The organism is Micromonospora maritima (assembly GCF_902825405.1).
GTDB lineage: Bacteria > Actinomycetota > Actinomycetes > Mycobacteriales > Micromonosporaceae > Micromonospora > Micromonospora maritima.
This window is the reverse complement of sequence record NZ_CADEAU010000017.1, coordinates 1-13,751: the sequence shown is the minus strand read 5'-3', so window position 1 is coordinate 13,751 and position 13,751 is coordinate 1. Positions and strand designations below refer to the sequence as shown.

Here is a 13,751-nt window from a genome sequence, read left to right as displayed (position 1 = left end):
CGGGCATGGGTCCCGGCTTTGCCGTCGCACCCACCGACCGAAAGCCGCGGCGCCCCGGTGTGCGGCCCGCCCGCCCGGATACGCCCCGAGCACGCGGCGTCCACCACCGTGCTGCGCGTGCTGGAGACGATGCTCCCGCTGCGGCTGGCCGCCGCCGGTCTCACCACCGGCCACCTCGTCGCGGCCGTGGTGCTGGGGCGGGGCTGGCGCAGCTCCGTGCGGTCGGTGAGGCTTGAGCCGGGCACACTCGCGCGGCGAGATCAGCGCCCGTGCTGGTCGCCGGCGATCCTGACAAGATGTCGGACGTGATCATCCGAGACGCAACCGTTCGGGACGCCGACGCACTCGCTGTCGTCCATGTACGTACCTGGCAGGAGACGTACCGCGGGCAGGTGCCCCAGGAGTATCTCGATCAGTTGGATCCGGTCCAACGCCGGCAGGGCTGGCGGCAGTGGATCCAGCAGGATCGCGCACCGGCCGGCACCCTCGTGTTGGAGCACGAGCGTGAGGGGGTGATCGGGTTCGTCAACGTCTCGCCGGGCCGGGACACGGACACCGATTCGCGACTGGTGGGGGAGATCGTGGCCGTCTACCTCTTGCCACCGTTCTGGGGCCAGGGTGCCGGCCGGCTGCTGATGGAGGCAGGCACGCGCCGGCTGGCGAAGGCCGGCTACCGAGAGATCGTCTTGTGGGTGTTGGAGACGAACGGCCGCGCCCGGCGCTTCTACGAGGCTGGTGGCTGGCGTGCCGACGGATCGAGAAAGACGGACGGTTCCCGAGGCTTTCCCTACGTCGAGGTCCGCTACCGCTGCACTGTCGAGATCGACTCGATGACTGCGGCTTCCGCGCTTCCCTGACCCACCGCGATCCGTGGGGCCGCCGGCGGGCGGGCCCAGCCGATCGGCTGCCGACGGTCCACCGCCTGCCGAAAATCCCCGTCCAACGATGCGGCGACCACGTTCGTCATCGGTGTGCATCGTCTGTTCCTGGCGATGATCCTCGTCCTCGCCCTTTGCGAGCTTGTTGGGGATACGTCGGTTCGGGCGGTCGAGCTGCTGGCAGCTGAGTTGCGGATGGCGCCCTGATGGCCGGTATCCTCGCGCACCTTCGGGCCGATGTGAGGGCCGGCAGGTGGGATCCGGGCCGGCGCGGAGATGGCATAGGATTTCTGCTCCTGCACTCAACGGGGCCGTGCTCGGCCGGTCGCGCCGCTTCGGCCTCGTCGGGCGCCGCGGCGTCCGGGACGAAGGGTGGACACCCCGGATGCACAAGCGGATCCTGCTGCGAGCCCGCAAGGGCCCGTTCGACGTCGTCACCGCCGAGGAGACCTACGAGCGGGACTGGATCGGCAAGAACAGCGGCAACCTGGTCTTCAGCCACGCCGCGCACAAGCTGCTGGCCACCTCGGCGGCGGAGATCACCCCGTCGCGGTTCCGGACCGACCCGCGCGATGCCGACGAGATCAACGAGAAGTACGACGTCTTCGTGATTCCGCTGGCCAACGCGTTCCGCCACGACTACGCGGACCGGCTGATGTCGATGACCCGGCTGATCGAGCGGCTCAAGATCCCGGTGGTGGTGCTCGGGGTCGGGGCGCAGACCGACGTGGACGGCGACCGGGAGTACCTGCGCCGGATCGACGAGCCGGTGAAGGCGTTCTGCCGGGCGGTGCTGGACCGGTCGCACAGCATCGGCGTACGCGGCGAGATCAGCGAGAGCTACCTGCGTACGCTGGGTTTCTCCGCCGTCGAGCAGATCGGCTGCCCGTCGATGTTCCTGCACGGCGACAGCCTCCGGGTCGAGAAGGCGAAGGCGACCCTGGGCACCGAGGACCGGCTCGCGTTCGTCATCTCGCCGTACGTCCGCGCGTTGGCCCCGATGGTCCGCCACCACCACCAGCGCTACCCGAACCTGCGTTACCTGGCGCAGGGCCTGTACGCCCTCGGCACCCTGCTCTACGGCGACGCACCGACGTCGCGCGGCAGGACCGACGAGATGCCGATCTACACCTCACACCCGCTCTTCGTCGAGGACAAGGTGCGGATGTTCGTGGACCCGTGGCCCTGGATGGACTATCTCTCCGGGTTCGACTTCGCCTTCGGCACCCGGATCCACGGCACCATCACGGCGCTGATCTCCGGCACTCCCGGGTATCTCCTCGCACACGACTCGCGCACCCTGGAGCTGGCCCGCTACTTCGACATCCCGCACCGGTTGATGCGCGACGTACCGGCCGACGTCGACGCCGCCCAACTCTACGAGGAAGCCGACTACACGGCCCTGAACGAGGGCCACAAGGAGCGCTTCGCGCGGATCTCCGCGTTCCTCGCCAAGCACGACCTCGGCCTCTCGTTCGCCGACGGGGACAGCGCCACCCGCTTCGACGAGCAGGTCCGCCAGACCGTCTACCCGCCGGCGGTCCGGCCGGCCTCCGCCTACACCGGCGAGGAACTGCTGGCGCGCATCCAGTGGCTGCGCGACGAGAACCAGGCGCTGCACCAGAAGCTCAAGGCACGCCGCGCCAAGCCACTGCGCGACCAGTTGAAGCAGGCGATGGGCAGCCGGGTCCGCCGGATGCTGTCGCGCTGACGGTCGTAGGCCTGTTCGCAGCGGATTAGCCAGCGCCGCGACGGTGCCCAGCCCGGTGCCGGCGTCGGTCACCCGCCGTCCGGCCCGCGCCCCGCCGCGTCCAGCAGCGCTTCCGCCGGGTACGCGCAGAGCGTGGCGAAGCTGCGCTCGTACGCCCCCGGCCCGTCCGGCCCACCGCAACCGTTCGTGTACGTCGACGGCGTCATCTGATCATGGCCTAAGGCTAGTACTCCAACGTCACTTGGCTTCGGCGTTGGGCGTGGCGCGGGCACGAGGACGGCCGCCGGAAGATCGTGCGATGGCTGGGGCCACGGCGTAGGCCCTGGCCGGCGCCGAGTCACCGTGGACGAGGCGCAGAGCCGTGTCGCTGACCGTCTCGCCCGTGCGGAGCCACGGGCGACAGCGGCGACGGTGAAAGGCAGGACCTGCTGGTCGCTGACGGGGTGTGGTGGACCTTGTTGGTCCGGGCCTCCTCCTGAGGGAAGCGCCAGCGGTAGTAGGCGACGCCGGGGGAGTGCTGGCCCTGCGTCTTGCGGCCGCAGGTGCCCCAGTGGACCAAGCTCATGACGACGGAGGCACACCGGGAGCGGTGCAGCCTCGGTGCAGTAGTGGTGCGGGCCCGCAGGCTGAGCGCTGGCGTCTGTCGCGCCGCCGTCGCGGGCGAGCCGGGTGAACATCTGCAAGATCTGGCGCAGGAGCAGGCACACCAGTGAAGCTGTCGTGACCCCATCGTTGCGGTGACCGCCGGAGCAGCCGGCCGCCGCACGGCGCTGACCCGCCCCGAACTTACGAGCTCGACAGGTTACCTCTGGGCTGTCGGCTGCCGACGGGGCAGCGTCTGGAGGATCTTGCAGGTAGTGTCTCGTCGATCACAGGGCGGCTCAGCGGCCGCGAGCGAGGAGTCCGCCATGAGACAACTACGCGCAGGTCTGCTCGCGGCATCCCTGGTTGCGGCGGTGCTCGTCCTGCCGGCGCCCCTCCGGCCTGCTCATGCTGCGGTTTCCCTGGTGTCGGACCCGGCGGCGCTGGTCAATCCGATGGTCGGTACCCGGGCCGCCCCGGGGCGGGACGCCGGCAACACGTCTCCTGGGCCGAGCATGCCCTTCGGCATGCTGCAATGGGCGCCGGACACCACGCCGCGAGTGCCGGGTGGGGGCTACGACCACGGCGCCAACGCGATCTCCGGCTTCGGTGTGAACCGCATGAGTGGGGCGGGGTGTTTCGCGTACGGCAATCTGCCGTTCCTGCCCATAACCGGTGCGCTTCCGAGCGACAAGGACAACGCGACGGTCGGCTTCTCGCACACGGGCGAGTCGGCGTCGGTGGGCTACTACTCGGTGAACCTGGCCAACAGCGTCCGTACCGAGTTGACCACGTCCGTGCGGTCGGCACTCGGTCGGTTCACCTTTCCGTCCGGCCCGGCGGCAGCCCTGTTGGTGAAGGCGAGCGCGGGCGCCGCCGCGTCGAACGCCACCGTGTCGGTCGTGAGCTCCACGGAGATCACCGGCTCGGTGACGGACGGAAGGTTCTGCACCAAGGACAACGACTACACGATGTACTTCGCCGTCAGCTTCGACCGTGCGTTCACGAGCAGTCAGAAGTGGGCTCCGCGGCCCTTCGTCACGGGTGACGGCGGCATCGCCCTGACGTTCCCGGCGGGTTCGATCGTGCACGCGAAGGTCGGCATCTCCTTCGTCAGCCTCGCGAACGCGCGGGCGAACCGCGACACCTTGACCAGTTGGGACGTCACCACGGTCCGCACTGCGGCGCGGGCCGCCTGGAACCAACTGCTGGGCCGCGTGCGGATCGGCGGCGGCACCGCGGATGAGCAGAGGATCTTCTACACCGCGTTGTACCACTCGCTGCTGCACCCGAACGTGTTCAGCGACGCAAACCGGCAGTACCGGGGCTTCGACGGCCAGGTCCGCGCCCTGCCGACGGGGCAGGACGACCAGTACGCCAACTTCTCCGGATGGGACGTCTACCGGTCCCAGGTCCAGCTCATGGCGTTGCTGGCGCCCGAGCGGGCAAGCGACCTGGTGCGATCACTGCTCAACGACTACGAGCAGAGCGGACGGCTACCGAAGTGGTCGGTCGCCAACGACGAGTCGTACATGATGGTGGGCGACCCCGCGATTCCGGCGATCGCCTCGGCGCACGCCTTCGGAGCACGAGACTTCGACACCGGCAAGGCGCTCGCCGCGATGGTCGCACAGTCCACGCGGCCCGGTAACGCTCGTCCGGGCACCGTCTATCTCGACAACCTCGGCTACCTGCCAGAGGACGGGGGTTACGGCTGCTGCAACCACAACGCGACAACCTCCACCTCGCTGGAGTATCACATTGCGGACTTCGCCCTGGCCGCCTTCGCCGATCAGCTGGGCGACGCCCCTACCCACGCCAGGTTCGCATCGAGGGCCCAGGGCTGGCACCACCTGCTGAACCCCACGAGCGGGTTCATCCAGCCCCGACGACAGTCGGGCGAATGGCGATCGCCGTTCGACCCCACCGACATGTCCTATGGCGACTGGGCCGAGGGCAACTCCTGGCGGTACACCCTGATGGTTCCGTTCAACGTGCGTGGCCTCACCGCTGCCAAGGGTGGCGATGCAGTCATGAACCAGTACCTCGACAGCCACTTCGTGACGCTGAACGACACCCTCGGTTCCGGAGCGTGGCTCGGCAACGAGCCCAGCTTCGGCGCACCTTGGCTATACGCCTACACCGGCCAGCCCCACAAGACGCAGCAGGTGGTACGTCGGGTGCAGACCGAGCTTTTCCGCAACGCCCCCGACGGCCTGCCTGGCAACGACGACCTCGGGTCCATGTCCTCGTGGTACGTCTGGGCGGCACTCGGCATGTACCCGGCCGTTCCCGGGACCGCCGACCTCGTCCTGGGCAGCCCGTTGTTCCCGCAGGCCGTCGTGACGCTTCCCAGCGGTGCGACGTTGACGATCAACGCGCCCGCGGCGCAGGCCTCGGCTGCATACATCCAGTCGATGCGCTACGACGGTTCCACCTGGAACAGAGCCTACCTGCCGCCAGCAGCATTGGGCTCAGGGGGAACGATCGACCTGGTCCTGGCCGGCTCGCCGAATACGGCATGGGCGGCAGGAGCAGCCGGTACCCCGCCGTCCTACGGCGTCAACGCCGTCGCCGCGGCGGACAACGCCGGCAGCAGCGCCGACAGCTCTCCCGGCTCGAGCAACTACGACCAGTGGACGTCGAGCTACTCGATCGAGGCGCTCGCCGCCGCCGGCATCGTCCCGGGAAGCCGGCTGACCACGGACGGCATCACCTATACCTGGCCCAACGTCCGACCCGGGCAACCGGACAACGTGATCGCGCAGGGCCAACGACTGACCGTGCACAGCCCGGCCGGAGCCACCACGATCGGGGTGCTCGGCAGCGCCGAGGGCGACATCGACGGGGCGGCAGGCACCGCGACCGTGCATCTCGCCGACGGGACGACCCGACAGGTCACCCTCGCATTCAGCGACTGGACTCTGGCCGGCGGCCAGGCAGCTGTCCGGCCCGGCACCACCGTGGCCGCGGCCATGCCGTACCGCAACCAGGCACTCGCCGGTGGTAAGGAGAACATCACCACCTACCTGTACTCGGCATCATTTTCCCTCTATCCGGGAGAAACCGTGGTCGGGATGACCCTGCCGGCGACCGTCTCAGGTGGCCGGCTCCACGTCTTCGACATCGGCTTCGGCGGCCACCGCGACAACGTCGGCATGAGCGACGATGCCTACCCGGGCGGCGCCGATCTCGACGGGGCGACCTACAGCTACTCTCGGCAGGCCCTCGCGGTGGCCGGGCTGCGCGCCGGCTCCACCGTCACGCACAACGGCGTCACCTACACCTGGCCCAACCTCGCTGCAGGAGACCGCGACAACTACCACGCGGACGGCCAGCGGCTCACGGTGACCCCCGTAGCGGGAGCGACGAAGATCGGTTTCCTCGGCGCCGCCACCGGCTGGATCGACGGGGCAGCAGGCCTAGCCACCATCACCTACACCGACGGCACCAACCAGGACGTCACCCTCGGCTTCAGCGACTGGACGCTTGTCGGCGGAAGCCGCTCCGCCGGCCACGGAAACACGATCGTCGCTCAGACCCCCTACCGCAACAGCGCCCGATACGGCCGACAAACCATCACCACGTACGTCTTTGCCAGCACCTTCCCGCTGGCCACCGGAAAAACGGTGAAGTCAGTGACACTACCCAGCAACACACTGGGAGAGCAGCACATCTTTGCGGTGGGAACTGGACGAACGTGAGACCGAAACGGTGGGCCCTTGGCGGATGAACAAAGCCGCTTGCCGTCGCGCAATGACACAGTTCCGTGTCTCATCAGCGAACCGGCACAGCAAGACAATCCTGGCCTTGTCGTGCCGCGAGGTTCAGTTGTCGATTCCGGTGCCGGCCACCCGGCCGGTCGAGCATTGGCAAAGCGCGCCCGGGTAGTGCGATGCACGACCCGCGGCCCACCGGGATCCCGACGACCAGGCACAAAGCGAAGCCGCCACCACCTGTACGAAATCCCCGCTGTCAATGGCCGACGCGCCAGCGATTTCGGCCGGTAGGCCGCGACGCCAGCGTGGACGCCTGCTGCTTTATCTCCCACCTCGAAGCGCGCCGGGAGCACGTAACGGATCGATAACGCTTGAGTCACCCGGTCAGTGGCGTCGCACCTTGAGGTTGATCATGTGCCGTACTATCCGCATCTCAGCTGGAGGATGCCTTGGCACCCAGGTGGCGCCACTTATCGCGAGCTGGTGCATTCGCACTCGTCGCCGCATTGACCGTCGGCTTGGTGGGTCCGACCGGAGCGTTGCCAACGGCGGGTGCCGCCGCCGCCCAGGCGGCCGCTGAACCGACCAAGATCATGATCGCTGGTGACTCCATCTCGCACGGCAGCAGCGGCGACTGGACCTGGCGTTACCGTCTCTGGAAGCATCTCGTCGCCAGCGGCGTCACGGCGGACCTCGTCGGCCCGCGCAACGACCTCGACAACATCATGACATCTGAGACGGGTGACGCCGACCGTACCTATGCGGACCCCTCCTTCGACCAGGACCACAATGCCACCTGGGGTAGGCAGTTGCGTGAAGCGGCGGCAACGATCCAGGCCGACGTCGCCCAGTACGACCCGTCGATGCTGCTGGTCCTGCTCGGAATCAACGATCTTGGCTGGTCCGGGCGCAGCGCTGAGGAGGTCGAGGTCGACCTGAGGGCCTACATCGCCAACGCCCGCTCAGGCCGGGCAGATGTCCGTATCGTTCTCGGTAAGCTTCTTCCTACCAAGCGTGCGATCGACGAGCCTGCCTTCGGCCAGAAGGTGGCCACCTACAACGACCGTCTCTCCGCCGTAGCGGCTGAGCTGACGACGGCGACGTCCCCGATCGTTGTGGCGGACACGCCCAACGGCTTTGTCGCGGCTGACCACACCTGGGACGGTGTCCACCCGAACGCCCGGGGTGAGCTTCGCATCGCCGCGGCCTTCGCGGACACCTTGAGCAGTGCCTTCGGCATCGGCGTCAGCTATCAGCGTCCCTTCCCGCAGGTGCCGATCGGCCCCCAGGCCGCGCCCCAGGCGACGGTGGTCTCCACCGGTGCGACGACGGCGGACCTGAGCTGGACCCCCTCGCTGGGGGCCACTCAGTACTGGGTCTGGACGAAGGACAACATCCTCAACAAGGAATGGAAGCGGCTACCCATCCCTTTGACGCAGGCCTACAACCCCTGGCACATGACGGACCTGCTGGCGGGCAACACCTACCACTACAAGGTGCAGGCGGCCAAGGGCGACGACGAGGGTGCCACCTCCACGGAGGTGACACTGCCCGTCGGTGGGCCGGTGCCGGCTGCCGCCAGCAACCTGACTGCGACAGCGGGTGACGGCAAGGCCGTGCTGAGCTGGACCGGCGGGGGGAACGCCACCTCCTACAAGATCCAGATGCGCAACGTCACGGCGGGCCAGGCGTTCGCGGAGTTGCCCTACCCGATCTCCGACACCAGTTGGACGGCAGGCCTGCTGCAGAACGGCGCGACCTACGAGTTCAAGATCAAGTCGCTCAACGGCCTCATCGAGGGCGGAGTGACCGCGGCGGTCACGGTCCGGCCCACCGGACCGGCCCCCACGGCACCGGCAAGTCTGTCGGTGACCAACGGTGCTGGTGAGGCGACCCTGACCTGGACAAGCGACATCAACGCCACCGGTCACGAGGTCTACATGCGTAACGTGACCTCGGGCGAATCGGACTTCACCAAGCTGCCGCACGTCGTACCAGGAGAACGGTGGGTCGCAGGGCTGCTGGTCAACGGCGCGACCTACGAGTTCAAGCTACGGGCGATGAACGGTCTCATCCCCGGCAGCTACTCCCCGGTCGTCACGGCCCGGCCGTCCGTACCGACACCATCGGCCGCCATCAACTTGACGGCCACGGCGGGCAACGGTCAGGCGACCCTGCGCTGGGCAGCGGGCGCCAACGCCGCCGGCTACTACGTCGAGCAGCGCAGCGTCACGCACAACGAGAGCTTCACCCGGCTGCCCTACGAGGTCTCGGGCACGACGTGGACGGCCGACGAACTCATCAATGGCGCGACGTACGAGTTCCGGCTGGTCTCGATGAATGGTCTGATCACGGGTGCCACCTCGGCCGTGGCGCGGGTGACCCCGACGGTGGCGCCGCCAGCGGCTCCGGCCGGTCTCACGGCGACCGCGGGTGACCACTACGCGAGGTTGACGTGGACCGCTGCGGCCAACGTCACGGGCTACCACGTGCACATGCGCAACGTCACGGCCGGCGAGGCGTTCCAGAAGCTGCCGTTCCCTGTGAGCGGCACGTCGTGGACAGCCGACAACCTCGTCAACGGCGCGACCTACGAATTCAAGCTCCAGTCCACCAGTGGACTCATCGTCGGTGCCACCTCGGCGGCGGTCAGTGTGAAGCCCACCGGTCCTGCGCCCTCCGCGCCCACCGGGTTCACCGTGCAGTCGGGCAACCGGAAGGCGATCCTCACGTGGAACATGCCGACCAATGCCACGTCCGTCTTCATCTACGTCAAGAACGTGTCGGCCGGTGAGACGGCCTTCACGAAGCTGCCGTACCCGGTCGCCGACGACAGCTGGACGGCGAGCGGACTCGTCAACGGGGCGACCTACCAGTACAAGGTCCAGGCGTACAACGACCTGGTCGCCGGCGGCACCAGTGCGACCGCGTCGGTGACGCCGCAGGGACCGCCGGTGCAGGGCCCGGAAAGCTTGTATGCCATTCCCGGCAACCAGAAGGTGACCCTTCGCTGGTCGGGTGCGTCCCGGGCAACGGGCTACGACATCTGGATCCGCGAGGTGACCTTTGGCGGGAGTTGGCGGAAACTGCCGTACACCGTGTCCGACGACACCTTCACGGCTGGGTTGCTGGTGAACGGAGCGACGTACGAGTTCAAGGTGCAGTCGAAGGACGGACTCCAGGCAGGCGGCTACTCCAACGCGGTCTCCGCGGTGCCCCTCGGCCCAACCCCGCAGGTGAGTGTTCTGAGTGTGATCGGCAGGTCGAGCGGCACAGCCGACCTGCGGTGGTACGGGCACTCCACATCCACCGGTTACTACATCCAGATGCGCAACGTGAGCCGGGGAGAAGCGTTCCAGGAGTTGCCTTACGCGGTCTCGGGTACGTCGTTCACCGCCAAGTTCCTCTTTCCGGGCGAAACCTACGAGTTCCGGGTCCAGGCCGTCAACGGCCTGCAACGGGGCGTCATGACGGCGACTGAACAGGAGACCCTCCCGCTGCCGAACCCAGTGTGGAGTCTGACGACGTCCGCCGGGATGTTCAGCGTGTCCCTGTCGTGGAAGCCGTTCTCGGGTCAGGTCGCAGACGGCTACAACATCTACTACATGCGCACGCCTGACTGCAGCCGGCCGATCTTCTACAACAGGTCTCAGTTCACCTGGGCGGGCTACGTCACGGGCACCAACCACACCTTCAAGTACCTTTTCGAGCCCGGCTGTCACTGGTTCGAGGTTGTGCCCACGTTGTACGGCAAAGAGGCGGCCTTCTTCAGCTCGGGTCCTCGGGGCACCTTCGCCTACAAGGGCCACAACGACGACTCGGATCTTTACGAGTCCACCCTCACCTACATGTACAAGGAGATGTACAACAACGCGCGATCGAGTGCGGCCGCTTCCATCGCGACGATGAACGACCTCGCCGTGCTTTCACCCGTGCAGAAGTTGAGCGCCTACACAGCATGGGGGTGGCTGGTCCGCCCCGGCGGCGTTTGGGATCACAAACCGGCGATCGCCTCGGGCTTCGGGCCGGGACGGGAGGACGGTTACCAGGCCTACTGGTATCGCATCCCCGGTCTACCTTACGAGATCTACTACGACGTGTGGTCGAACATTCACTACGGCTACGTCGGCCGGCGGGCAAAGTTCACCGAATGGGAGTTGCAAACCGGCGCCGCGCCCGTGGGTGTGCAGGACGACGGTGATGTGCGGTCGATCAGTATCGGGGCAAGCCTGTGGAACAGCCACGGGTATGGCCTGTCGCGGCAGCACCTCGACAGCGCAATCCGGGCCAACTGGCTCGGGTACCTCGGAGAAAACAAGGTGCATCCGTGGGAATTCTCGCTGGTCCCGAACCTGTGATGTCGCGATCTGCAATGGCTCGTTGGTCAGCGATCGCGGGGATGTTGGCCGTATTGCTGGCCGGGTGCAGCGCGGGCAACCGACGCGCGGCACCCGTCCCGAAGGTCACTGGCACGCCGATGGCCTCGCCGGCGTCGTACAACGCCGAGGACGTGCGCCTCGCGACCGTCCTGCTGGCTCATCGGCGGGAGGCCGTGGCCCTCGCCGAAGTCGGGGTCCAGCGGGCACGGGACGCACAGGTGCGACAGCTGGCGGAAGGTCTGCGCCAGGGGTACGAGGGCGACATCAGAAAGTTGAATGGACTGTTGACAGCCTGGGGTAGACCGTCCGAGCGGCCGCCGGCGACGGCTGAGCAGGATCGGCTGCGAGGCGTGTCGGCCGAAGCCTTCGACGATGCGTTCCTCCAAGCGCTGATGACGAATACGCGGCGAACCGTCAGCGAGGTCGGTCGCCACCGTGGCGTGACGGCGTCCGGCGAGGCACAGCAGCTCGCCGCCAGTGTCACGTCGGCGGGCACGGCGTTGCTCGTCTCCCTGCAGGAGGTGCGGAAGGGCTGACGCTCGTCGACCGAACGCCTCCATTCCCGCCGTTCCTCTGGTCTCGCCTGAGGAACGGCGGGAATGGCAGGGCCCACGAGACGTGCACCGGAGCGGCCCAACCAGTGGCGAGGGCCATGGAATATTGTGGTGGCCGTGCCGACCAGCCCCTCCTCCTCGGTCCGGCCGACGCGTCGCGGTCGGGTCGTCCCCGTCGTGGTGGCCGCCGCCGTCGCGTCCTTCTTCGCCGCGGTCCTGGAGATCCGTCAGGTGGCTCTGGTGTGGAAGGCCTGCGAGCTCGACTCCGCCGGGGTGGGTTTCTTCCTCGTGCTCTTCCACCTGCCGCTGTTGGTCGTGGTGCAGACTGCGGTCGTCACCGGTGTTGCGTTGCGGCTGAAGGGCAACCGCTGGCGGGCCGGCCGGGTACTGCTAGCGACAACCTCGGGTCTCGCGGCTCTCGCGGCGTCGGCCGTCGTCTACTTCCTGATCCAGGGTTTCCCGGTGACGAATGAGTTCTGCCCGAAGCCGGAACCCGCCTGGTGGCCCGGATCGTGACGATGTTGGTGGCCGGGCAACCCGCCCCAGATCGACCTTGACCCACCGCAGCCAGGTCTCTTGGTCGGCGATGGTGGAAGGGCGGGTTGGAAGCACGAGGTGCGCCGAACGGCACCGAGATCGACATGATGGAGAGCGCGGCGAACACGTCGCGTCCGGGCGCCGCCAGGCTGGATCCGCCGTCGTTGGCTGGACGGGCCGGTGCACCGCGAGCGCGAAGCGGGCAACAGGCGTTCAAGTCCATCCGGAATGCAGGCCTTCGCGCCAGCCGGTCACCCGGCGCCAGCGGGCTCGGGCTGCCCCCCGACAAGCCCGGGCCAGATGTGGGCGAAGGGTGACAACGGACGGTAGGTGATGACAGACATGCTCCGGCTACCTACCGTGAGAAGGGGTCGTCGGTTCGGATCCGGCCGTCCCGTCATCACAAGAAGTTCAACGCCTTGGTTCACGTCGGTGGGTCGAGGCCTTCTTGCTGTCCGGTCTCCAGCGCCTACGCGTCTGCGCGCAGAGCCGCCGTGGCCTGGGCGACCAGCCAGCGTTCCGCCTGCTCGTAGGTCCACCCGTTGTCGTCGAGCAGGGTGAAGTAGCCGGAGTAGCCGAAGTAGAACCAGAGGATGTCGGTCGCCTCCGCGACCGTCGTCCCCGCACGCAGGCCGCCGACGTCGCGGAGCCGGACGGCGACGGCTTCGACGGCGTCGCGGTAGCGGCCGGTGGCCACCCGCAGGCTCTCGGCGACCTCGGCGTGGTGCGGCGCGGTCGTCAGCATCAGCCGCATGATGTCGCCGTACGTCTCGCGCATGGCCCGCACCGTGGCTGCCGTGTCGCGCAGGATCTCGTCCGGGTCGGTCAGCGTCTCCTGCCGGGAGAGGGTCTGCGCCACGATCGGCGCCTGGCTCCACAGGTCCACGAGCGTCCGGATCAGCCCCTGCTTCCCCCCGGTCACCGCGTACACCGTGGCCGGCGCGACGCGGGCCTCCGCGGCGATGTCCTCGATCTTCGTCGCGAAGTACCCGTTGCGGGCGAACAGTGAGCGCGCCGCCTCGATGATGGCGGCGCGGGTGGCCGCGGCGTACTCGGCGCGACGGGTCCTCGGCGCTTCGGTCATGGTCGTGTGAGCATAGCCTCCACCATTCGTCAGAGTTGGCCTCTGATGAGTAAGTGGATACTCTGGCCGAATGGGAGACATGCTGACCTCGGGCACGGAATACGACGCGGCGCGGACGATCTGGAACGGTGCGGTGACCAGCCGTCCGCTCGCCGTCCTGCGGTGCGCCACCCCGGCTGACGTCCAGGCCGGGGTGCGGACCGCCCGGGAGAAGGGCCTCCCGCTGTCGGTGCGCGGCGGCGGGCACGACTGGGCCGGCCGCGCGCTGGCCGACGGCGGGCTGACGCTGGACCTGAGCCCGATGCGG

At 68.0% G+C, this 13,751-nt stretch carries 10 protein-coding genes; 8 read left to right on the top strand and 2 right to left on the bottom strand.

Annotated features, from left to right (window positions below; genetic code table 11):
• The first annotated feature begins 57 nt into the window (after positions 1-57).
• From HUW36_RS04055 to HUW36_RS04045, 3 genes are all read left to right on the top strand, one after another.
• The gene (locus HUW36_RS04055) at positions 58-309 is read left to right on the top strand and encodes a hypothetical protein (RefSeq protein WP_174526858.1); all 252 of its coding nucleotides are present in this window, start codon (positions 58-60) and stop codon (positions 307-309) included.
• Positions 297-857 (top strand): GNAT family N-acetyltransferase, encoded by a 561-nt coding sequence (locus HUW36_RS04050; RefSeq protein WP_174526857.1) that lies wholly within the window; start codon positions 297-299, stop codon positions 855-857. The genes HUW36_RS04055 and HUW36_RS04050 overlap by 13 nt, the downstream gene beginning before the upstream one ends.
• A 406-nt stretch (positions 858-1,263) precedes the next feature.
• Positions 1,264-2,589 (top strand): polysaccharide pyruvyl transferase family protein, encoded by a 1,326-nt coding sequence (locus HUW36_RS04045; protein ID WP_174526856.1) that lies wholly within the window; start codon positions 1,264-1,266, stop codon positions 2,587-2,589.
• A gap of 68 nt (positions 2,590-2,657) precedes the next feature.
• On the opposite strand, the gene HUW36_RS04040 is transcribed toward HUW36_RS04045, so the two are convergent.
• Positions 2,658-2,795, bottom strand: a complete 138-nt coding sequence (locus HUW36_RS04040) for a hypothetical protein (protein WP_174526855.1) — start codon at positions 2,793-2,795, stop codon at positions 2,658-2,660.
• A gap of 702 nt (positions 2,796-3,497) precedes the next feature.
• Here HUW36_RS04040 and HUW36_RS04035 point away from each other — a divergent pair.
• The 4 genes from HUW36_RS04035 to HUW36_RS04005 all read left to right on the top strand — a co-directional run bounded on the left by HUW36_RS04035 (position 3,498) and on the right by HUW36_RS04005 (position 12,339).
• Positions 3,498-6,875 carry a GH92 family glycosyl hydrolase gene (locus tag HUW36_RS04035; RefSeq protein ID WP_174526854.1) on the top strand — a complete coding sequence of 1,126 codons (3,378 nt, stop codon included), beginning with the start codon at positions 3,498-3,500 and terminating at the stop codon, positions 6,873-6,875.
• Between the two features lie 536 nt (positions 6,876-7,411).
• On the top strand, positions 7,412-11,248 hold the full coding sequence (locus HUW36_RS34340; protein ID WP_246247865.1) for a fibronectin type III domain-containing protein: 3,837 nt from the start codon (positions 7,412-7,414) through the stop codon (positions 11,246-11,248).
• A 41-nt stretch (positions 11,249-11,289) separates the two neighbouring features.
• Positions 11,290-11,805, top strand: a complete 516-nt coding sequence (locus tag HUW36_RS04010) for a DUF305 domain-containing protein (protein WP_174526853.1) — start codon at positions 11,290-11,292, stop codon at positions 11,803-11,805.
• 195 nt (positions 11,806-12,000) lie between these two features.
• Positions 12,001-12,339 (top strand): hypothetical protein, encoded by a 339-nt coding sequence (locus HUW36_RS04005; RefSeq protein ID WP_217428766.1) that lies wholly within the window; start codon positions 12,001-12,003, stop codon positions 12,337-12,339.
• 490 nt (positions 12,340-12,829) lie between these two features.
• Here the strand turns inward: HUW36_RS04005 and HUW36_RS04000 are convergent, their stop codons facing one another.
• Positions 12,830-13,444: a TetR/AcrR family transcriptional regulator gene (locus HUW36_RS04000; RefSeq protein ID WP_174526851.1), complete on the bottom strand. Its 615-nt coding sequence runs from the start codon at positions 13,442-13,444 to the stop codon at positions 12,830-12,832.
• A 70-nt stretch (positions 13,445-13,514) separates the two neighbouring features.
• Here HUW36_RS04000 and HUW36_RS03995 point away from each other — a divergent pair.
• On the top strand, positions 13,515-13,751 hold a 237-nt coding region (locus tag HUW36_RS03995; RefSeq protein WP_174526850.1), incomplete at its 3' end, for an FAD-binding oxidoreductase.